Annotated in this window: 18 protein-coding genes; 14 read left to right on the top strand and 4 right to left on the bottom strand. The window is 41.9% G+C overall.

What is annotated here, in order from left to right; genetic code table 11:
* Window positions 1–114: 114 nt before the first annotated feature.
* The 7 genes from HMPREF8571_RS10600 (at window position 115) to HMPREF8571_RS10570 (ending at window position 7339) form a co-directional block, all read left to right on the top strand.
* Window positions 115–1533 (top strand): NCS2 family permease, encoded by a 1419-nt coding sequence (locus HMPREF8571_RS10600; RefSeq protein ID WP_000359244.1) that lies wholly within the window; start codon window positions 115–117, stop codon window positions 1531–1533.
* 53 nt (window positions 1534–1586) lie between these two features.
* A complete protein-coding gene (locus HMPREF8571_RS10595) occupies window positions 1587–2288 on the top strand; it encodes a CPBP family intramembrane glutamic endopeptidase (protein ID WP_000660806.1) in 702 nt (233 codons plus the stop codon).
* A 108-nt stretch (window positions 2289–2396) separates the two neighbouring features.
* A complete protein-coding gene (folP, locus tag HMPREF8571_RS10590; protein WP_000066043.1) occupies window positions 2397–3341 on the top strand; it encodes a dihydropteroate synthase in 945 nt (314 codons plus the stop codon).
* Between the two features lies 1 nt (window position 3342).
* A complete protein-coding gene (locus HMPREF8571_RS10585; RefSeq protein ID WP_004240522.1) occupies window positions 3343–4641 on the top strand; it encodes a bifunctional folylpolyglutamate synthase/dihydrofolate synthase in 1299 nt (432 codons plus the stop codon).
* A gap of 3 nt (window positions 4642–4644) precedes the next feature.
* Window positions 4645–5199 (top strand): GTP cyclohydrolase I FolE, encoded by a 555-nt coding sequence (gene folE / locus HMPREF8571_RS10580; RefSeq protein WP_000380921.1) that lies wholly within the window; start codon window positions 4645–4647, stop codon window positions 5197–5199.
* 42 nt (window positions 5200–5241) lie between these two features.
* Window positions 5242–6063: a 2-amino-4-hydroxy-6-hydroxymethyldihydropteridine diphosphokinase gene (gene folK / locus HMPREF8571_RS10575; protein WP_000372507.1), complete on the top strand. Its 822-nt coding sequence runs from the start codon at window positions 5242–5244 to the stop codon at window positions 6061–6063.
* Entirely contained in the window at window positions 6056–7339 is a 1284-nt protein-coding gene (locus HMPREF8571_RS10570; protein WP_001125364.1) for a DUF308 domain-containing protein, read from the top strand. The genes folK and HMPREF8571_RS10570 overlap by 8 nt, the downstream gene beginning before the upstream one ends.
* A gap of 50 nt (window positions 7340–7389) precedes the next feature.
* On the opposite strand, the gene HMPREF8571_RS10565 is transcribed toward HMPREF8571_RS10570, so the two are convergent.
* Window positions 7390–7707 carry a DUF960 domain-containing protein gene (locus tag HMPREF8571_RS10565; protein ID WP_000886038.1) on the bottom strand — a complete coding sequence of 106 codons (318 nt, stop codon included), beginning with the start codon at window positions 7705–7707 and terminating at the stop codon, window positions 7390–7392.
* A gap of 204 nt (window positions 7708–7911) precedes the next feature.
* Between HMPREF8571_RS10565 and ccpA the strand changes: the two genes are divergently transcribed.
* Window positions 7912–8922 (top strand): catabolite control protein A, encoded by a 1011-nt coding sequence (gene ccpA, locus HMPREF8571_RS10560; RefSeq protein WP_001090640.1) that lies wholly within the window; start codon window positions 7912–7914, stop codon window positions 8920–8922.
* Window positions 8923–9260: 338 nt separating this feature from the next.
* On the opposite strand, the gene HMPREF8571_RS10550 is transcribed toward ccpA, so the two are convergent.
* Window positions 9261–10223, bottom strand: a complete 963-nt coding sequence (locus HMPREF8571_RS10550; protein ID WP_001124763.1) for an asparaginase — start codon at window positions 10221–10223, stop codon at window positions 9261–9263.
* A 65-nt stretch (window positions 10224–10288) separates the two neighbouring features.
* On the opposite strand from HMPREF8571_RS10550, the gene HMPREF8571_RS10545 reads away from it, so the two are divergent.
* Together HMPREF8571_RS10545 and HMPREF8571_RS10540 are read left to right on the top strand one after the other, a co-directional pair.
* Window positions 10289–11674: a Cof-type HAD-IIB family hydrolase gene (locus HMPREF8571_RS10545; RefSeq protein ID WP_000453132.1), complete on the top strand. Its 1386-nt coding sequence runs from the start codon at window positions 10289–10291 to the stop codon at window positions 11672–11674.
* A 504-nt stretch (window positions 11675–12178) separates the two neighbouring features.
* A complete protein-coding gene (locus tag HMPREF8571_RS10540; RefSeq protein WP_000731507.1) occupies window positions 12179–14125 on the top strand; it encodes a hypothetical protein in 1947 nt (648 codons plus the stop codon).
* Window positions 14126–14242: 117 nt separating this feature from the next.
* On the opposite strand, the gene HMPREF8571_RS10535 is transcribed toward HMPREF8571_RS10540, so the two are convergent.
* Window positions 14243–14695, bottom strand: a complete 453-nt coding sequence (locus HMPREF8571_RS10535; RefSeq protein WP_000079163.1) for a universal stress protein — start codon at window positions 14693–14695, stop codon at window positions 14243–14245.
* A 166-nt stretch (window positions 14696–14861) separates the two neighbouring features.
* Here HMPREF8571_RS10535 and HMPREF8571_RS10530 point away from each other — a divergent pair, with 166 nt between their 5' ends.
* From HMPREF8571_RS10530 to HMPREF8571_RS10515, 4 genes are all read left to right on the top strand, one after another.
* Window positions 14862–15161: a hypothetical protein gene (locus HMPREF8571_RS10530; protein ID WP_000651414.1), complete on the top strand. Its 300-nt coding sequence runs from the start codon at window positions 14862–14864 to the stop codon at window positions 15159–15161.
* Between the two features lie 146 nt (window positions 15162–15307).
* A complete protein-coding gene (locus HMPREF8571_RS10525; RefSeq protein WP_000657748.1) occupies window positions 15308–16522 on the top strand; it encodes a pyridoxal phosphate-dependent aminotransferase in 1215 nt (404 codons plus the stop codon).
* Between the two features lie 145 nt (window positions 16523–16667).
* Entirely contained in the window at window positions 16668–16802 is a 135-nt protein-coding gene (rpmH, locus tag HMPREF8571_RS10520) for a 50S ribosomal protein L34 (RefSeq protein WP_000831905.1), read from the top strand.
* A 78-nt stretch (window positions 16803–16880) separates the two neighbouring features.
* The gene (locus HMPREF8571_RS10515) at window positions 16881–18851 is read left to right on the top strand and encodes a peptide ABC transporter substrate-binding protein (protein WP_000965687.1); all 1971 of its coding nucleotides are present in this window, start codon (window positions 16881–16883) and stop codon (window positions 18849–18851) included.
* Between the two features lie 242 nt (window positions 18852–19093).
* On the opposite strand, the gene HMPREF8571_RS10505 is transcribed toward HMPREF8571_RS10515, so the two are convergent.
* Window positions 19094–20938 carry an APC family permease gene (locus tag HMPREF8571_RS10505; protein ID WP_000494448.1) on the bottom strand — a complete coding sequence of 615 codons (1845 nt, stop codon included), beginning with the start codon at window positions 20936–20938 and terminating at the stop codon, window positions 19094–19096.
* Window positions 20939–21057: the final 119 nt, after the last annotated feature.

Genomic DNA, 21057 nt, shown 5'->3' with positions numbered 1-21057 from the left:
AAACAAAAAATGAAAATTCCATTTTGTTAAATAATTCAAACAAACATATTGAAAAGGTGAATGATAAATGATATAATACTCATATTGTTCGTAAAAAACAAAAGGAGATTAAAGATGGACAAACTATTTAAACTAAAAGAGCACGGGACAGATGTCCGTACAGAGGTGCTTGCTGGTTTAACAACATTCTTTGCAATGAGTTATATTCTCTTTGTAAACCCTCAAATGCTTTCCCAAACGGGTATGCCTGTTCAAGGTGTGTTCTTGGCAACGATTATCGGTTCTGTAGTCGGTACTTTGATGATGGCTTTCTATGCTAATTTGCCGTACGCACAAGCACCAGGTATGGGACTAAATGCCTTCTTCACCTTTACAGTTGTATTTGGAATGGGCTATACTTGGAAAGAAGCTCTTGGTATGGTCTTCATCTGTGGAATTATTTCACTGATTATTACCTTGACAAATGTTCGTAAAATGATTATCGAATCTATTCCTACAACGCTTCGTTCAGCTATTTCGGCTGGTATTGGTGTTTTCCTTGCCTATGTTGGGATTAAGAATGCCGGCCTCTTGAAATTCTCAATCGATCCAGGTACTTATACGGTAGCAGGCGAAGGAGCAGACAAGGCTCAAGCTGCACTTACAGCAAATTCAGCAGCCGTTCCAGGCTTGGTAGACTTCAATACTCCAGCAGTATTGGTGGCTCTTGCAGGTCTGGCTATTACCATCTTCTTTGTTGTTAAAGGCATCAAAGGTGGGATCATTCTTTCTATTTTAACAACGACTGTCCTGGCTATTGCTGTTGGTGTTGTGAATTTGTCAGGGATTGACTTTGCTAGCAACAATCTTTCATCAGCGATTAATGATCTAGGAACTTTGTTTGGTGCTGCTCTTGGTTCAGAAGGTTTAGGATCTTTGATTTCAAACACTTCACGTTTACCAGAAACCTTGATGGCTATTCTTGCCTTCTCACTAACGGATATTTTTGACACAATTGGTACTCTTATCGGTACTGGTGAAAAAGTTGGTATCGTTGCGACAAGTGGAGAAAACCATGAGTCCGCTAAATTGGACAAGGCTCTATACTCTGATTTGGTGGCGACTTCAGTTGGTGCCATTGCTGGTACATCAAACGTTACGACTTATATCGAGTCAGCAGCAGGTATTGGTGCTGGTGGACGTACAGGTTTGACAGCTCTAGTAGTTGCTATCTGTTTCGCTCTATCTAGCTTCTTTAGCCCACTTCTTGCTATTGTTCCTTCAGCAGCAACAGCACCAATTTTGATTATCGTCGGAATTATGATGCTTTCTAACTTGAAAAATATTCCTTGGGATGATATGGCTGAGGCTGTTCCTGCCTTCTTCACATCTATCTTTATGGGATTCAGCTACTCAATCACTCAAGGGATCGCAGTTGGTTTCTTGACATACACCTTGACAAAACTTGTCAAAGGTCAAGCCAAGGATGTGCACGTGATGATTTGGATTTTGGATGCCTTGTTTATCCTTAACTATATCAGTATGGCACTATAAATGGTATAATAGAAAAAGGGGAATTTCCCCTTTTTATTATAAGGAGGTACAAGATGAAAGAAAAGACAATTTGGCAAGAGATTTTGAACAGAGGGATGTGGGTCCTCATCCTTTTAGTGGCTTTAATTCTAGCGCAAGTTCCTTTAGGGCTATCTTTTTGGTTAGCTTCTAATCAATTTCCACTTTTACAATCAGGGCTCTTAGTCGGTGCTCTATCTATTGTTATTTTGACTGTCTTTATTTTAGGTGCTCGAAAAACACAACTTGCCACTTTTAATCTGTCCTTTTTTAAGGCCAAAGACTTGGCTCGCTTGGTGTTGAGTTACCTAGTGATTTTTGCTAACAATTTGTTTGGTGCAGCTTTGCTTCGCATGACGAATGAAACGACAACGAGCAATCAATCAACTATTAACAGTCTGGTTGAAAATAGTTCCTTGATTGCCACTTTTTTCATGCTAGTCTTGATTGCGCCGATTTGTGAGGAAATTTTGTGTCGTGGGATTATTCCTAAAAAAATCTTCCGAGGTAAGGAAAAACTTGGCTTTGTTGTTGGGGCAATTGTCTTTGCCTTACTCCATACTCCAACCAATCTGCCTTCTGTGATTATTTATGGTGGGATGTCAACAGTTCTAACTTGGACAGCCTATAAGACAGAACGTTTAGAGATGTCCATCCTGCTTCATATGATTCTCAATGGTGTAGCATTTTGTTTGATAGCTATATTGGTATTGATTAGTAGAAATCTGGGCCTATAAATCTAGACCCTTGGCCGCTTGGAAAAGATGAATGCTTGCGTATCCATCTTTTTCTTTTTATGGTAAAATAGAGAAATAATGTGGTGAAAAACCTTGAGGAGTGACCCTATGTCCAATAAAGCTAGTCAGGCAAAAACAGCCATTTGCGGAATTATCAATGTAACCCCAGATTCCTTTTCGGATGGTGGTCAGTTTTTTGCTGTTGACCAGGCGCTTCAGCAAGCCAGTAAATTGATAGATGAAGGGGCGAGTATGCTAGATATCGGAGGAGAATCGACTCGTCCTGGAAGTAGCTATGTTGAGATAGAAGAAGAGATCCAACGTGTTGTTCCAGTTATCAAAGCTATTCGCAAGGAAAGTGATATCCTCATTTCCATCGATACTTGGAAAAGTCGGGTAGCAGAGGCTGCTTTGGAAGCTGGTGCCAATCTGGTCAATGATATCACTGGACTCATGGGTGACGAAAAAATGGCTCAGGTGGTTGCCAAAGCGGGAGCGCAAGTGGTCATCATGTTTAATCCAGTCATGGCTCGACCTCAACATCCTAGTTCGCTCATATTTCCTCGTTTTGGCTTTAGGGAACCTTTTACAAATGAAGACTTGGCGGACTTTGAACAACTACCAGTAGAAGAATTGATGACAGCTTTCTTTGAACGAGCTTTGGCGAGAGCGGATCAAGCTGGGATTGCAAAAGATAAGATCATGTTGGATCCGGGGATTGGTTTTGGTCTCACCAAGAAGGAAAATCTACTTCTTCTACGGGACCTAGACAAATTGCATCAGCAGGGCTATCCAATCTTTCTTGGTGTTTCGCGCAAGCGGTTTGTTATCAATATCCTTGAGGAGAATGGCTTCGAAGTCAATCCTGAGACGGAAGTCGGTTTCCGAAATCGGGACACCGCTTCGGCTCATGTAACGACTATCGCTGCGAGACAGGGTGTAGAAGTGGTGCGCGTGCATGATGTAGCCAGTCACAGGATGGCAGTTGAAATTGCGACAGCTATTCGTTTGGCAGATGATGCAGAAAATTTAGATTTAAAACAATATAAGTAAGATGAACGAAATTGAAAACAATCAGTGGATCGCCCACTATCGAACAGACCAACCAAATTTTGGTTTGGAGAGAATGGTGGAACTCTTGGAACTGAGAGGCAATCCCCATCTCAAACTCAAGGTCATCCATATTGGAGGGACCAATGGCAAGGGATCGACCATTGCTTTTTTGAAAAATATGCTCGTAAAGCTAGGTCTGAGAGTAGGGGTGTTCAGTTCACCCTATCTCATTCATTACACAGACCAGATTAGCATCAACGGGGAATCCATCCCAGAAGTGAAGCTAGAAGCCCTGATGGCAGACTATGAGTCTTTGCTTGTGGGGGAGAAGAGCGCTGTTTTAAAAGGAGCGACTGAGTTTGAGATTATCACTGCCCTAGCCTATGATTATTTTGCCACTGAAAAAGTTGATGTGGCCATCATGGAAGTCGGCATGGGTGGACTTCTGGATAGTACCAATGTCTGTCAGCCCATTCTGACAGGAATTACGACTATTGGCTTGGACCATGTAGCCCTGCTTGGTGATACTGTAGAGGCCATAGCAGAACAGAAGGCTGGTATTATCAAACAAGGCATTCCTTTGGTGACAGGTCGCATTGCTCCAGAAGCCTTGGCTGTTATTGACCGCATTGCGGAAGGGAAAGATGCGCCGAGAATTGCCTATGGGACAGATTATCAGGTTGGTCATCAAGAAAGTGTGGTGACAGGCGAGGTCTTTGATTATACCAGTTCTGTCAGACAAGGTCGCTTTCAAACAGGTCTGCTTGGTTTGCATCAGATCGAGAATGCAGGGATGGCACTTGCTCTTCTAGACATTTATTGCCAAGAGATTGGGCAAGAATTAGCTAGCAATGACTTGCTTGCTCAAGCCTTGGAAGAGACCAGATGGCCAGGGCGTTTGGAGGTTCTGTCTAGCGAACCTATGATGATTTTGGATGGGGCTCATAATCCCCATGCTATCAAGGCTTTGTTAACTACTTTACAAGAACGCTTTGCGGATTATCATAAGGAAATCCTCTTTACTTGTATCAAAACCAAGGCTTTGGAGGATATGTTGGATTTGCTAGAGACGGTGCCAAATAGTCAACTGACTCTGACTTATTTTGATGATAGTCGGGCGACGGATGAGAAAGTGATGCGAGAAGTTGCAGCTTCTCGAAATCTCAACTACCAAAGTTGGCAGGAGTTTTTAGATCAGAAAATGATAGAAGATGAAGAGAAAAAAACAGTTAGGATTGTCACGGGTTCCTTGTATTTTTTGAGCCAGGTGAGAGCCTACCTAATGGAGAGGAATAACTAGAGAATGGATACACAAAAGATTGAAGCAGCTGTAAAAATGATTATCGAGGCAGTTGGCGAAGATGTTAACCGCGAGGGCTTGCAGGAAACACCTGCTCGTGTAGCCCGTATGTACCAAGAGATTTTTTCAGGTCTTGGACAAACTGCTGAGGAACACCTGTCAAAATCCTTTGAGATTATCGACGATAATATGGTTGTAGAAAAGGATATCTTTTTCCACACTATGTGTGAGCACCACTTCTTGCCCTTTTATGGGAGAGCGCACATTGCCTATATTCCAGATGGTCGGGTGGCAGGCTTGTCCAAGCTAGCCCGTACGGTTGAAGTTTATTCTAAAAAACCACAGATTCAAGAACGGTTGAATATTGAAGTGGCCGATGCCTTGATGGACTATCTGGGGGCTAAAGGAGCCTTTGTTGTCATTGAGGCCGAACATATGTGTATGAGCATGCGTGGTGTCAGAAAACCGGGTACTGCGACCTTGACGACAGTCGCTCGTGGTCTATTTGAAACAGATAAGGACCTCCGAGACCAGGCTTATCGTTTAATGGGACTATAAAAAGAATCCGCTTTAAGCGGATTTTTCTAGAAAGGACTAGTTATGGATCAACTGCAGATTAAAGATTTGGAAATTTTTGCCTATCATGGTCTTTTCCCTAGTGAGAAAGAATTGGGGCAAAAGTTTGTTATTACCGCAAGCTTATCCTATGATATGACCAAGGCGGCTACAGACTTGGATTTAACAGCATCTGTCCATTACGGAGAACTGTGTCAGCAGTGGACAACTTGGTTTCAGGAAACCACTGAGGACTTGATTGAAACGGTAGCCTACAAACTAGTTGAACGTACCTTTGAGACCTATCCACTTGTCCAAGAGATTGAGTTGGAACTAAAAAAACCGTGGGCTCCAGTTCATTTGCCGTTAGATACCTGCTCGGTGACCATTCACCGTCGTAAGCAGCGGGCCTTTATCGCTCTAGGAAGTAATATGGGAGACAAGAAAGCGAACTTGGAACAAGCTATTGATAAACTACGAACTCGAGGTATCCATATTCTCAAAGAGTCCAGTGTCTTAGCGACGGAGCCTTGGGGTGGTGTGGAACAAGATAGCTTTGCCAATCAGGTGATTGAAGTAGAAACCTGGCTACCAGCACCAGTCTTGTTAGAAACATTATTAGCTATTGAGTCAGAAATGGGACGGGTGAGAGAAGTGCATTGGGGGCCTCGTTTGATTGATTTGGACTTGCTCTTTGTGGAGGACCAGGTCATTTATACAGACGACCTCATCTTGCCTCACCCTTATGTAGCAGAACGCCTCTTTGTCCTTGAATCTCTGCAAGAAATAGCTCCCCATTTTATCCATCCAAACTTAAAACAACCAATTCGATACCTGGTTGACCAGTTGGAGCAAGGAAATGCCTAAGCTTTCCGAGACCTATAGCAAGTGGAAGAGTATCGGGGAGGGACTACTTGCTATTGTTTTAGGGCTTCTCTTGATTCGTTTTGGACAAGTTATTCCGCGAGTGGGGTACCAGTTGCTGATGGGCTACTTTTCCTTGTCAGCAGTTTGGCACTTGTTGACTCGTTGGTTTCAGGATAAACAGCGTAGGGAAAACATCTTTGTAACCTTGGGCAAGCTGGTGGTTGCTGCTCTCTTATTTGATTCTATCATTTTACAAGACCTGACCCTCTACCTCCTGGTGTTTATCATTGCGAGTTACCAGCTGTTTACGGGCGTCATTAGTCTTGTGACTTGGTTTCTCTATCGAAAAAATGCCATTCATCCTCGGCTTCATCATTTCTTCGATGCTGTATGGATGATAGGATTTGGTCTTTATAGCATTTCTCCTTTTCACGATGCGGCGAATTTTGAATTGCTCTTACTTGGATTTTACTTGCTCATGCTAGGAGCCAGCAGTCTTCGGGACGGTTTCTTTTTTGAAAAGATAGAAAACAATCCCAAGCTGAAACGACGAATGCGAATGACCTTGCCGATCTTTGTGACGGCTTTGATCCCTATCAGCACCTTGCGTAAACTGAATGAGTGGCTGTCAAATCATGAAAGCCAAGAAGGTAAAGTTCATTCAGAAAGAAAAAACGATCAGGTGGTTGATCTGGAAATTTTTATCCATACCTCAGAAACATCTTTCTTCCTTGCCATGGGGCATGTGGATATTTGCTATCAAGGGACGGTTATTTCCTATGGCTCGTATGATCCTCACTCGGAGCGTTTATTCGGCATGGTTGGAGATGGTGTCTTGTTTAAAGCCAATCGGGAAAAATACATCGAGCTCTGTAAGAGAGAAAGTCAGAAGACCTTGTTTGCTTATGGTCTGAGTTTGACAGAACAACAGAAAGATGCTATCCAAGCTCGTTTAGAAGAAATAGAAGATTTGTTAATTCCTTGGGAGCCGAGCTCTCAGTTGATGAAAAGAAGAGAAGGTGAGGTCAAGCATACCTACTCCTACCAACTGAAGCAAGAAGCGGATGCGACCCTCTATAAATTTAGCTCATCCGAGTTTAAGACCTACTTTGTTCTCAGTACCAATTGTGTCTTGCTGGCAGACTCAATCGTGGGAAAAGCTGGGACGGATATATTAAGTCCCCAAGGTTTCATTGTACCGGGGACTTACCAGGATTACCTTGATTTAGAGTACACAAAACCCAATGGTCTAGTTGTTAGTCGCTCCATTTATTAGAAAAAGAAAACTCTAGTTCCTCAGCAGTTTACGCCAAGAAGCTAGAGTTTTTAAAATAGGTCATTTTCTTCAGGAAGGAGGATGGTTTCTTTACCGTCCGTGTCTAAAACAAGGACCCTAGGAGGGTAAAGGGGATCGAAAGGATGATTGAAATCAAAATCGATGCTAGTCGGAAGGTTTTGACTAGAGAAATGGAAGGTAATGGTCCCCTCGTTGTTGAGAATCTGAAATTCGAGTTCTTCTTCTAATTCAAAGACATTTTTCAAAAAATGATCGATAATGAACCATAAAGAGTCGATAACATCGTCGGGTAGACTGGTCACAACACCAAAACTGGCGGAACGTCTCTGTGTATTTGTAAAAGCCATGTTTCCTTCCTCCTTTTATTTTTCTTATCATACAGTAAAAAAGCTGAAAAATCAAGGAATCCTGCTTGTTTTTTCAAAATGAGAATAGACTGTGAAATTTTTTCAAAGTTTCTCTAAAAAATACTTGAAAGTGTTTACAATAAGTGATAAAATGGAGTAAGCAGATGCGTGAAAGCGAAATTTTCAATATAGAAAGGAAACGGAATGAACACAGATGATACAGTAACGATTTATGACGTTGCCCGTGAAGCAGGAGTTTCAATGGCAACAGTTAGCCGTGTCGTTAATGGCAACAAGAATGTTAAAGAGAACACTCGAAAAAAAGTCCTCGAAGTGATTGAACGCTTGGACTATCGTCCCAATGCGGTCGCTCGTGGTTTGGCTAGCAAGAAAACAACGACAGTCGGAGTTGTAATTCCTAACATTACCAATGGTTATTTCTCAACACTTGCTAAGGGGATTGATGACATTGCTGAAATGTACAAGTATAACATTGTCCTAGCAAATAGTGATGAGGATGATGAAAAGGAAGTTTCAGTGGTCAACACGCTCTTTTCAAAACAAGTCGATGGGATTATCTTTATGGGCTATCACTTGACTGAAAAGATTCGTTCAGAATTCTCTCGTTCACGGACGCCGGTTGTTCTTGCAGGTACGGTGGATGTAGAACACCAACTTCCAAGTGTGAATATTGACTACAAACAAGCCACGATTGACGCAGTGAGCTATCTTCTCAAAGAAAATGAGAAAATTGCCTTTGTGAGTGGCCCACTTGTCGATGATATCAATGGCAAGGTTCGTTTGATTGGTTATAAGGAAGCGTTGAAAAAAGCAGGAATCCCTTATAGCGAGGGCTTAGTCTTTGAATCAAAATATAGCTATAACGATGGTTATGCCTTGGCAGAACGGTTGGTTTCATCACAAGCCACAGCTGCAGTTGTGACCGGTGACGAATTGGCAGCAGGTGTGCTAAATGGTTTATCAGATCATGGTGTTTCAGTGCCAGAAGAGTTTGAAATCATTACGACGGATGACTCTCAAATTGCACGATACACCCGTCCAAACTTGACGACAGTTGCCCAACCGCTTTATGATTTGGGGGCTATCAGCATGCGTATGTTGACTAAGATTATGCATAAGGAAGAATTGGAAGAGCGCGAAGTTCTCCTACCTCATGGTTTGACAGAACGTCGTTCTACACGAAAACGCAAATAAAAAAATCAGGGAATCGTGAAGATTTCCTGATTTTGTTTTCTAGAGAAGGGATTATACTCAATGAAAATCAAAGAGTAAACTAGAAAGCTAGCCGCAGGTTGCTCAAAGCACTGCTTTGAGGTTGTAGATAGAACTGACGAAGTCAGCTCAAAACACTGTTTTGAGGTTGTGGATAGGACTGACGAAGTCAGCTCAAAACACTGTTTTGAGGTTGTGGATAGGACTGACGAAGTCAGCTCAAAACACTGTTTTGAGGTTGTGGATAGGACTGACGAAGTCAGTAACCATACATACGGTAAAGCGACGTTGACGTGGTTTGAAGAGATTTTCGAAGAGGATTAACCTTCCATATAGTCTTTTAAGGCTCGTCCTTTTAGTCCAGCATTAAGGGCAATTAATAATTTGAGGCGAGCTTTTTGGGCGTTGAGTTCTTTGACAAAGAGAACGCCAGACTCTTGCAACTGCACTCCCCCCCCTTGGTAGGCGTAGACAGGTTCAGCAATCCCATTAAAGCAACGTGAAACCAAGGCGACTGGAATTCCTTTTTGGAGGAGAGTTTCTAATTTTTGGGCTGTTTCTTTGGGAACATTTCCAGCTCCAAAAGCTTGAATGACTAGCCCATCTAGGTGCTCTAAATCCAGCATGTCAATCAATTCATCAGTCATACCTGCATAAGCGGAGATGATAGGCACCAGACCTTGTATGCAATCAAGATCAAAGCGAACTCGTGGCTCGGCTGTTTTGAAGTAGAGGATTTCTTGCTTCATGACGAGGCCGAGAGGCCCGTGAGTAGGAGTTTGAAAGGTCCCGACGTTGGTGGTATGGGTTTTTGTGACGTACTTAGCTGCGTGGATTTCATCGTTCATGACGACCAGGACCCCCTTATCAGCTGACTTGTCATCGCTGGCGACTCGTAAAGCACTCAGATAGTTATAAACGCCATCGCTACCGAGTTCGTTGGAACTACGCATAGCTCCTGTTAGAACGATGGGCATGTTGGGGATTTTCATGGTATCAAGGAAGTAGGCTGTTTCTTCCAAAGTGTCCGTCCCATGTGTAATCACAACCCCATCGTAGTTGCCTGCTTCCTCTTTAATCTTATGGTAGAGGGCTAGCATGTGTTTGGGTTTGATATGGGGGCTCGGTAGGTTAAAAAAGTCTAGGGCATGGATCTCTATCCCTTTAAGAGGATTGGTGACATGGTTCATGGGATTGTCCTGGCTGGTCACAACTGCGCCAGAAGCGTCTGCTTGCATGGAAATAGTCCCACCTGTATGTAAAACAAGGATTTTCTTAGGCATGAATTACTCACTCTTTCTGAAATGTGGTATAATCATTGTAACACAAAAGGGGAGAATGGGATAGGATGGAAGTCAAAGCTGTTTTTTTTGATATCGATGGAACGCTAGTCAACGATCGTAAGAGTGTTTTGAAATCCACTAAGGACGCAATTCGGATCGTGAAAGAACAAGGGGTGCTTGTTGGAGTGGCGACAGGACGGGGGCCTTTCTTTGTCAAGGAATTGATGGAAGATTTAGACTTGGATTTTGCAGTGACCTACAATGGCCAATACATCTTTAATAAAGAAAAGGTGCTCTTTGCTAGTCCGATTGCTAAGTCAAGTCTACGTCAACTGATTGCTTATGCTAAAAAGGAGCGTAAAGAAATCGCTCTTGGAACGGAGCATGCAGTAGTTGGCTCTAAAATTATGTCCTTTGGTCTTGGATCCTTTTCACAGCTGGTTAGCCGTTTTATCCCGACTGTCTTAACAAGAACCGTTAGCCGTTCCTTTAATCGAATGGTTAGCAAGGCAGTCCCTCAAAAGGAAGATGACCTGCTTCGTTTGATAAATGAGCCAATCTATCAAGTGTTGATGCTGATGACTCCAGAAGAATCTGAGAAAGCTGCCAGTGATTTTGAAGATTTGAAATTGACTCGAAGCAATCCTTTCGCAGCAGATATCATCAACCAAGGGAATTCAAAATTAGAAGGCATTCGCCTAATTGGGAAAGAATATGGTTTCGACCTCAACCAAGTCATGGCCTTCGGAGATTCAGACAATGACCTGGAAATGTTGGCGGGTGTCGGCATGTCTGTGGCTATGGGAAATGGCAGTAACAGCGTCAAAGAGGTTGCCAAACACATCACTGCAAGTAACCAACAAGATGGTATCCACAAGGCACTCGAACATTTTGGTGTTTTAGCAGCAGAAAAGGTATTTGTTAGTCGGGACTACCACTTCAATAAAGTCAAAACCTTCCACCACATGATGGATGAACGAACCCAAGAAGAACCACGGGCCTGGGATGTTGAAGGAGCAACCCACCGTGCAGACTTTAAAATTGAAGAATTAGTAGAGTTTGTTCGTGCAGCAAGTTCTTCAGAGGAAGAATTCCAGCAGTCGCTTGCAAGTATGCACGAGGCGATTGATAAGGCTGCAGAGAAAGTGGTGAAAAAGACACCGGCCCAAAAAGATTTGATTGGGCAAGTTGATGCCTTGATTGATACTCTCTACTTTACCTATGGTAGCTTTGTCTTGATGGGAGTAGATCCGGAACGTATCTTTGATATTGTTCACGAGGCGAATATGGGGAAAATGTTCCCTGATGGAAAAGCTCATTTTGATCCAGTTACACATAAAATTTTAAAACCAGATGATTGGGATGAGCATTATGCCCCAGAAGCTGCGATTCGAAAAGAGATCCAACGCCAGATGAAGGCCTATGAGCGACATAAAGAAAAACAGAAATAAGTCATGAAGCCTTTCTTGGGATAAAAACCAGGAAAGGTTTTTCTTGAATCTATAGTAACAGAAAACGAACATTTGTAAATATATCACTAATTATTATAAGCGTTTTTATACTAGAAAATGAAATGAAAATGTTTGTATTGTTTTTAGAAAAATAATGAGAGGACACGAAAATTACACAAAATAGCTAAAATCAATATATTTTAGTATAATATATCGCTTTTTGTAGATTTTTATCAAAAATATGTAAGTCAAATTATTTGATATTTAAAACTTAGTGTGTTAGAATGAATTCAGAAAGCGAATAAATATAAAAATCCTCACGTTGCTATAATATGCTCTTTTTAAAAGACAGAAGTCAACTTGTTTATTTCAGGCCTGTTAACAAGTTGATGTGAAGAATTCACTCTAGTTTTGAGGTTTAGTTATAAAATTGTGCACAATTGCTTTCCAAATTTTTATTATTTTAATTTTCAAGTTTAGAAATTAAAAAATTAAGAGGTTGAAATGAAGAAAAAATATACCTATTTGACAGCTTCTGTTTTAACAGCTGTAACAATGCTTCCAACTTTTGCACCAAGTGAAGCTCACGCTGCTTACAATTGGAATGGGAATAATAGCTACTATACAAGAACTAGCCGTCGTTCAAGCAATCGTACTTCTAACCGTACTACTGCAAATCGTGGCCGCACATCAAACTATACTGTAAGAAGTTATGGCTACAACAGTTATTACCCAAGCTATAACTATGGCTACAATAGCTACTACCCAAGCTATAACTATGGATATGGTAGCTATTACCCAAGTTACAACTACGGTTACAATAATTGGAATAATTACTATGGCTATGACAACAGTAGCAACTACTATGGTTATAACTATTGGAATAATTACAACAACCTTGCTAGCGATGAAAACTATATTTACTGGAATGGCAATCACTACTACCGTATGAACGACGGTAGCTACCGTATTTATCGTGACGGTCAGTGGAAACCTTTGACAAACAATAGTAACAACAACTCATCTACTAACAACTTGGAAAACGATCCGCACTATCGTTACGAAAATGGGTACCATTACTATGTATTGGACAATGGTGATTATTACTACTACCAAAATGGTAAGTGGGTATTGGTGAAAGATTCTGCTGATACAACAACACCAGCACAACCAACAACTCCGGTTGAGTCAGCACAACCAAGTCAACCTGAAGTTCCTGCTCCAACACCAGCAGAACCAGAGACTCCAATACCAGCTCCTAGTGATAAACCTGAAGAGCCAACAACACCAGCTGAGCCAAAACCAGCACAACCAGCAACTCCAAGTGTTGACCTACCAGAAAATCCACCAATTAATGGTGCTGATAGTGAATTTGATCCATTCAAACCATCTACAGAAACGCCAGCTGAGCCAAAACCAGAACAACCAGTAACTCCAGCTATCCCAACAACACCAGGTTTGGTAACGACTGATGAACCAAGTGAAAACCAAATTCCTGATTATGTTGAAAAGCCAGCTGAAGGATTGGAACACTTGGCTTGGGCACCAAATGGACAAACTCCAAAATTGGTTTACCCACCAGGTAAACCAGGTGATGCAGTCCTCAAGAATGATAAAAACTACTACTTCGATGGTAGTGCACATTACTACTATGTATCATCTAACTCAGAGCGTACAGGTTACTCAGCATACTGGAAGTGGCTTGGAGGAAAATGGAAACTTCAAGGGATGACTGATCCAAACGATCCAGCTCGTGATCCAAGACTTCACGAAAACACTGCTGATGACGAGTACATGTACAGTGACAAGAACTCAAGCGTGAAACTTTACTCAACTAACTTGGTAACGACTGCTAAAGCAGGTCAAGCATTGCCATTCAAGAACGTTGAAGAGTTCAAGAACTACGTTATCGAAAAGATGAATCCTAAGTTCCTTGATAACGCAGGATGGGATGCTAAAGTTGAGTGGGAAATCGAAGATCCAGAAATCTTTGAGAAGACGAAAGAAAACCCATACGCTAAGGACTATGTCTTGATTGCAAATCTCAAGAGTGGTGTCGAAGACAAGAAATACAGTGATGTAGAATTTGGTTATGTGAAGTTTGTTTACCGTGTTGAAGCAACAAACGATACAAACTATGACTATGTTTCAAAAGCGAAAGAAGCTTTTGCTAAAATCAATGAAGAGCGTAAAGCTCAAGGATTGAAAGAATTGACTTGGTCTGAAGACATTTATCAAAATCAAGCACTTCCAAAAGTAAATGAAATTTCACGTCAATACGATAGCACAGGCTTTGTGGGACGTCGTGATGAAGATGCTGCTGTTGTCGTTAAAAAATGGGCAAACAGTGGTTTGAGAGACTTGCTTCTCGATCCGAATGTCACGGAAGGAGCTGTAGCAGCAGTAGTTGATGGAAACGGTGTATACTACTGGGCATACAGTTACAAATAATTCAATCTTTGAAATTGACTACTTTCTAAATAAGATTTAGGCTTTAAAAATTGTTTAAAGCCTTTTTGTGACCCAATCAGGACAAATGAAAAGGAGCACGGAGCTCCTTTTTTATGATTACAATGTTTTTTCACTTTCTCTCACGACCAGCAAGTCGACTTTCGCATGGCGGAGAATGTACTCAGATGAAGAGCCGACCAAGAGGCGTTCAAAGGCATTGAGCCCTGTTGCACCAACGAGAATCAGGTCGACATTTTCTGCGTCTGGAATAGTACGGGCAAGGAGGGTTTTTGGATTTCCCATTTCGATGACGACGTGAATATCAGTCACACCAGCATCTCTTGCACGTTTTTCGTACTCCTTCATCAGACTTTCAGCGTCGACTTGGAGTTCTTCGTAAACTTCAGCATCAAAGGTAGACACGCTTTGAAGAGCGCGTGTGTCAATAACATGGGCAATGGTGAGCTTGGATTCGTTACGTAGAGCAGTGTAAACACCTTTGACGAAAGCCAAGTCCGCTTCTTTAGAACCATCAATTGCGACCATAACATTTTGGTAACGTTGTGCCATAATGAAACCTCCTGAAATTTTCTTACTGTTATTGTAACCCTTTTCACCAAAGAAGTAAAGTGAAAATCATATTTAAATAAATATTATTGGAGATTCAATTTGGCGGAGATATGTTAAAATAAAAGAAAACGGGATAGTAGAAAACACAGCGAGGGGATGAGAAAGTATGAAAGATTTTGTTCAAGCTTCTAAAAAAATAAGTTTTCTTTATCATGGAGTTATCCTTGCGTCACTTGTAGGAGAAGTAGTGATGGTTTGGCAGCTGGAAAGAGTCGTACCCGTTCTCTATCCAGGTTTTGTTGCTTTTCTTCTCTTTCACTTAGTCTACCACATCATTTTATTTGTGATTGCAAAGAGAAGTGGTCGCTTGGATTATTTGGTCACGTGGGGGCTCTTTCTCATGTTTAATCTTTTGTATGATTCCTTTTTAGCATTAGTCTTTCTTGGTCTGTCTTTTGGCATGTGATATGACTTAGCTAAAGGATTAATCTTCTATGTCCGAAGGGTTTCGCATTTAGTGAGACTTTTCTTTTGCTGGCTTGTTTCTGAAAACTTGTCGCATGGCTTGTCTAGTGGTATAATGTTACTATCCTGATGAATTGAGGAAAAAAGATGAAAGAATTTAACAAGTCTAGTAAGTTAGAGCATGTGGCTTATGATATTCGTGGTCCGGTTTTGGAAGAAGCCATGCGGATGCGCGCAAATGGTGAAAAGATTTTGCGTCTAAATACAGGGAATCCTGCTGAGTTTGGTTTTACAGCACCTGATGAAGTCATTCATGATTTGATTATGAATGCGCGTGATAGTGAAGGTTACTCTGATTCCAAGGGTATTTTTTCGGCGCGTAAGGCTATTATGCAGTATTGCCAACTGAAAAAATTTCCAAACGTAGGCATCGACGACATCTACCTAGGTAACGGTGTCAGTGAGCTGATTGTTATGTCTATGCAAGGGCTTTTGGATAACGGTGATGAAGTCTTGGTACCTATGCCAGACTATCCTCTCTGGACGGCTGCTGTCAGCTTGGCTGGAGGAAATGCTGTTCACTATATCTGTGATGAATCTGCAGAATGGTATCCAGATATAGATGACATCAAGTCAAAAATTACTTCCAATACTAAGGCAATCGTCCTTATCAATCCAAATAACCCAACTGGAGCCCTTTATCCTAAGGAACTCTTGTTGGAAATTATTGAGATTGCTCGTCAAAACGATTTGATCATCTTTGCGGATGAAATCTATGACCGCATGGTGATGGATGGACATGTGCATACGCCTGTAGCAAGTTTGGCTCCAGATGTCTTCTGCGTCAGCATGAATGGTCTGTCAAAATCTCACCGTATCGCAGGTTTTCGTGTAGGCTGGATGGTTTTATCTGGACCTAAGACTCATGTTAAGGGCTATATCGAAGGGCTCAATATGCTGTCAAATATGCGCCTTTGCTCCAACGTTTTGGCCCAGCAAGTTGTACAAACCTCGCTAGGAGGTCACCAGTCAGTGGACGAATTGCTCCTTCCTGGTGGACGGATTTACGAGCAAAGAAACTTCATTTACAATGCTATCCAAGATATCCCAGGTTTGTCTGCGGTCAAGCCTAAGGCGGGTCTTTATATCTTCCCTAAAATTGACCGTAATATGTACCGCATCGATGATGATGAGCAGTTTGTCCTCAATTTCTTGAAACAAGAAAAGGTTCTTTTGGTTCATGGTCGTGGTTTTAACTGGAAGGAACCAGACCATTTCCGTATCGTTTACCTTCCTCGTGTGGATGAATTAGCACAAATCCAAGAAAAGATGACACGTTTCTTGAAACAGTATCGTAGATAAGGGCTTTCATAGGAAAAGCTAGAAAACATTTGCTTGGAGCTATTGACAAAAGTGGCAGAATCAGATAGAATAGTAAAGTATGTTTAGTAACTGATCACTTTATAGCCGGCTAAACGAATACAAAATCTATGAGGAGGTATTCATCGTGAAACGTACTTATCAACCAAGTAAACTTCGTCGTGCGCGCAAACACGGATTCCGTAACCGTATGTCAACTAAAAACGGTCGTCGCGTATTAGCAGCTCGTCGTCGTAAAGGACGCAAAGTTTTGGCTGCTTAATCCAAACGAATTCAACAAAGAAGTCAGTAGGAACTCGAGTCTACTGGCTTTTCTTTTTCCTATAATATTAGCCTGTAAATGCTTTATATTTTTGCTGAAGCCCTTCTACTAGGGGCTGGAATTTTGAGTGCAAGCTTTTTGATGGCAGCTTGTGGCTCAACGCAGTCAAATGCTGCAGATAAAACCTATTCATATGTATTTGCAAGTAACCCAGATACATTAGACTATATCACTTCAACACGTGGCTCGACCTCTAGTATTACGACAAACTTGATCGATGGTTTGTTGGAAAATGATAAGTACGGAAACCTCGTCCCTTCTATGGCAGAGTCATGGACAGTATCAAAAGATGGTTTGACTTATACCTACAAAATCCGCCAAGGAGCTAAGTGGTATACCTCTGAGGGAGAAGAATATGCTGAAGTGACAGCTCATGACTTTGTGACTGGTCTGAAGTATGCAGCTGATAAAAAGGCTGAAAACTTGTACTTGGTTCAAGACTCAATCAAAGGTTTGGCAGACTATGTTGAGGGGAAAACATCTGACTTTGAGACTGTTGGAGTCAAGGCTGTGGATGATTATACTCTTCAATACACTTTGAATAAGCCGGAGTCTTATTGGAATTCGAAGACAACTGGGGGGATTTTGAGCCCTGTGAATGAAGCCTTTTTGAAATCCAAGGGAGATGACTTTGGAAGTGTAACGCCTTCTAGCATCCTGTCCAATGGGCCATACTTGTTCAAGTCTTTCACATCAAAATCTTTAATTGAGTTTGAAAAGAACCCTAATTACTGGGATAAGGACAATGTGAAGATTGAGAAGGTAAAACTTTCCTTCTATGATGGTTCAGACCAAGATAGTTTGGCTCGAGGATTCTTAGAAGGTAACTACACAGACGGACGTATCTTCCCGACAAGTTCTGTCTTTGACCAGCTGAAAAAAGGGAATGAGGATAAGATTACTTATACCCCTCAAAATGCTGTGACCTTCTATTATCTTTTCAATGTCAACCGTCAAAGTTACAATCAAACTATGAAACAGACGGATAAAGAAAAGACGGATTCACGTCTAGCTATGCAAAATAAAGATTTCCGTCAGGCGATTAACTTTGCCTTTGACCGTCATGCCTACGCTGCGCAGACAAATGGAGAAGATGGAGCTGACCGTATTCTTCGAAACACAGTCACACCGAGCAACTTTGTTCAAATCGGAGGCAAAAACTTCGGGGATGCTGTCAATGAAAAGATAGTCAACTATGGTACAGAGTGGTCAAATATCAATCTGAACGACGCGCAACCTGCCTTCTTGAATGCTGATAAAGCCAAGGCAGAATTCGCTAAAGCCAAAGAAAGTTTGCAGGCAGAAGGTGTTACCTTCCCAATCCATTTAGATATGTTGGTTGACCAGACTGCTAAGTTAGACGTACAGCAAGCAAGTTCTTTCAAGCAGACAGTTGAAGAAACACTTGGATCAGACAATATTGTTATCGATGTGATTCAATTGTCTCCAGACGAGAAAGACAATGCAACCTTCTTTGCTGACACAGCTGAACAAAAGGACTATGACATCGACATCTCAGGTTGGAGCGGAGATTACTCTGATCCTAAGACCTATCTTGACCTCTTGGATCCAGAATCTGGTTCTCAGTTAAAAAATCTTGGTTTGACCCCAGGAAAAGACAATGATGTCAAGGAAAAAATTGATCTATCTACCTATAAGAAGTTGTTGGATGCGGCAGAGAATGAGGTTGAAAATACTCAGGCTCGCTATGAAAAATTTGCTGAAGTTCAAGCTTGGCTAACAGATAGTGCTCTTTTCCTACCCGTTCAAAGCGGTGGAGCCAATCCAATCTTCCGTAAGACTGTGCCATTCACAGGAGCCTTCTCATTTGTCGGACACAAAGGGGATGCGGACAACTACAAATATGTTGAGTTGCAAAAGGAGCCCGTAACTGCGAAACAGTATCAAGAGCTTTATGAAAAATGGCAAAAAGAAAAAGCTGAGTCCAACAAAAAAGCTCAAGAAGATTTAGCGAAGCATATTCAATGATATTCCTAGTCATGCTTTTCAGTTAATACTCTTCGAAAATCTCTTCAAACCACGTCAGCTTCACCTTGCCGTAGGTATGTTACTGACTTCGTCAGTTTCATCTACGACCTCAAAGCAGTGCTTTGAGTAGCCTGCGGCTAGTTTCCTAGTTTGCTCTTTGATTTTCATTGAGTATAAGCATAGTGACTGGATTCAGAAAAAGGCCTTACCAGATACTTATTGGTTCTGGTAGGGCCTTTTCTTTATTCTTTTAAGTGATAAGAGTAGCTAGCGACAACGACGTCTTGGTGCCAACGAAGGGCGTATTTGAGTTTGAGACTCATCTGATTGTGTAGAATATTTTGCCAAGGTTTATTAGGGATAAACTGGGGTACCAGAACAGTGACTGTATAGTTCTTTTTCTGGGCTTCCTCGGAAATCCGTTTGACATACTTGACAGTAGGGGTGATGATGTCGCGGTAGCTGGTCTTGATGTTTTTTAGAGTAATGGTTGGGAAGTAATCGGCAAATTCTTGGAGAATTACTTGGTCTTTTTCTGCTGTTTCCTTGGTAGAAATATGCATGGCTAGGACTTCGTCACCGATACTTTGAGCGTAGTTAATGGCTCCGACGCTGACGCGGGTGACATTTCCTACTAGGACGAGAACCAGATTGCCATCGTAGGTGCGTTTTTCGATTCCTTCATAGAGTCGCAGTTGTTGGGCTACTTTTTGGTAATGACTGTGAATTGCCAAGAAGAGTAGGGTGAGTACGAGAATAATCGGGAAGAAAGGCCAGATATCACTGAGACGGAAAAAGAGCAGGATTAGTACAATCGCGTAGCAAATGATAGCTCCAAGGATATTGGCAAGGGCAGGTTTTAAGAAATTTGCCCCTTTTTCCTTTTTCCAATGGCGAATCATCCCTGTCTGAGAAAGGGCAAAGGGAACGAAGACCCCGATAGTATAAAGTGGAATCAAGCGTTCCGTATTCCCGTTAAAAATGAGAAGAAGGATCATAGCTCCAAAGGCCAGAGTTAAGATACCATTGGAGTAGCCAAGACGATCTCCTTTTTCCATAAAGAGATGGGGCATGTACTTGTTTTTTGCCATATTGTAGGCCAGCATAGGGAAGGCTGAAAATCCAGTATTTGCAGCTACAGCTAGAATCAAGGCTGTTGAGAACTGGAAAAGATAGTAGCTAGCATGACCAATAAATGAATCTCCCAGAATGCCCTTGGCCATTTGCGAGAGAATGGTTTCTCCGTTTTGAGGTGTGATGCCCATCCAGTAGTTTAAGAAGGTAATACCTGCAAAAAGAAAACCTAGAATGAGTGACATGATGGTCAAGGTCTGAGCAGCATTCTTTTCTTTTGGAGTTTTGAAAAATGGAACGGCATTTGAAATAGCTTCAACCCCAGTTAGAGAGGCAGAACCGCTAGTAAAGGCTCTCAATAGGAGAACGATGGAAAGGCTTGGAACAGTTTGCCCAATGGTTGAAGTCGCCTGATAGTTTAGGGAACCTGTGAACAGTTGAGAGAACCCATAAAGCAAGAGAAAGACGGTACTGAAGATAAAAAGGTAGACGGGAATCATCAGAGAGCTGGCAGATTCTTTTAAGCCCCGTAAGTTTAAGAGCATAAGCAAGCAAACCAGAAAAATAGAGATGTGGAGGTTGTATGGGTGGAGAGCAGGAAGAGCTGCTGTGATAGCGTCCGCTCCAGATGAAACAGATACCGCTACGGTCAGCATATAGTCAACCAGAAGACTACCTCCAGCAATCAAGCCAAGTTCTGGAGATAGATTTTCTCGAGTAACCATATAGGCCCCTCCCCCTTGAGGGTAGGCATGGATGATTTGACGGTAGGAGACGGTCAGGCTAGCTAGGAGCAGGAGGACAAAGAGGCCGATAGGAAGGCTCCACCATATCGCAAGAGGAGAGAGACTAGCCAAGACGAGGACTACTTGCTCAGGTCCATAGGCAATGGAAGATAGAGCGTCGCTTGACAACATGGCCAAGGCCTGCATTTTTCCCAGCAGACCTCCCTCGCCTTCTGTTAAGGACTTAAGAGGACGACCGATAAAAGTCTGTTTTAATTTTGTAAACATGGTATTTTCCTTTTCTGAAAATTTCAATAAGTGCTATTATACTGCTTTGGGAAAATAGCGTCAAGAGAGGACGATGGATTTTAGAATATTTTGTACAGATGAGGAGAGAGGTCAGTTTT

Origin of the sequence: Streptococcus mitis ATCC 6249, from assembly GCF_000146585.1 — a bacterium.
Lineage (GTDB): Bacteria > Bacillota > Bacilli > Lactobacillales > Streptococcaceae > Streptococcus > Streptococcus mitis_AZ.
Note: the sequence above shows the minus strand (reverse complement) of the source record. Positions and strands in the feature narration are given on the sequence as shown.

Bases quoted from the DNA above. Each gene is read 5' to 3' on its own strand.
- HMPREF8571_RS10535 (WP_000079163.1), bottom strand. From the start codon at position 14,695: ATGGCACAACGTTACCAAAATGTTATGGTCGCAATTGATGGTTCTAAA.
- HMPREF8571_RS10565 (WP_000886038.1), bottom strand. From the start codon at position 7,707: ATGGCTTTTACAAATACACAGAGACGTTCCGCCAGTTTTGGTGTTGTG.
- HMPREF8571_RS10570 (WP_001125364.1), top strand. From the start codon at position 6,056: ATGCCTAAGCTTTCCGAGACCTATAGCAAGTGGAAGAGTATCGGGGAG.
- HMPREF8571_RS10505 (WP_000494448.1), bottom strand. From the start codon at position 20,938: ATGTTTACAAAATTAAAACAGACTTTTATCGGTCGTCCTCTTAAGTCC.
- HMPREF8571_RS10585 (WP_004240522.1), top strand. From the start codon at position 3,343: ATGAACGAAATTGAAAACAATCAGTGGATCGCCCACTATCGAACAGAC.
- HMPREF8571_RS10600 (WP_000359244.1), top strand. From the start codon at position 115: ATGGACAAACTATTTAAACTAAAAGAGCACGGGACAGATGTCCGTACA.
- folP (WP_000066043.1), top strand. From the start codon at position 2,397: ATGTCCAATAAAGCTAGTCAGGCAAAAACAGCCATTTGCGGAATTATC.
- folK (WP_000372507.1), top strand. From the start codon at position 5,242: ATGGATCAACTGCAGATTAAAGATTTGGAAATTTTTGCCTATCATGGT.
- HMPREF8571_RS10530 (WP_000651414.1), top strand. From the start codon at position 14,862: ATGAAAGATTTTGTTCAAGCTTCTAAAAAAATAAGTTTTCTTTATCAT.
- HMPREF8571_RS10515 (WP_000965687.1), top strand. From the start codon at position 16,881: ATGCTTTATATTTTTGCTGAAGCCCTTCTACTAGGGGCTGGAATTTTG.
- HMPREF8571_RS10540 (WP_000731507.1), top strand. From the start codon at position 12,179: ATGAAGAAAAAATATACCTATTTGACAGCTTCTGTTTTAACAGCTGTA.
- HMPREF8571_RS10550 (WP_001124763.1), bottom strand. From the start codon at position 10,223: ATGCCTAAGAAAATCCTTGTTTTACATACAGGTGGGACTATTTCCATG.
- ccpA (WP_001090640.1), top strand. From the start codon at position 7,912: ATGAACACAGATGATACAGTAACGATTTATGACGTTGCCCGTGAAGCA.
- folE (WP_000380921.1), top strand. From the start codon at position 4,645: ATGGATACACAAAAGATTGAAGCAGCTGTAAAAATGATTATCGAGGCA.
- HMPREF8571_RS10595 (WP_000660806.1), top strand. From the start codon at position 1,587: ATGAAAGAAAAGACAATTTGGCAAGAGATTTTGAACAGAGGGATGTGG.
- HMPREF8571_RS10545 (WP_000453132.1), top strand. From the start codon at position 10,289: ATGGAAGTCAAAGCTGTTTTTTTTGATATCGATGGAACGCTAGTCAAC.
- HMPREF8571_RS10525 (WP_000657748.1), top strand. From the start codon at position 15,308: ATGAAAGAATTTAACAAGTCTAGTAAGTTAGAGCATGTGGCTTATGAT.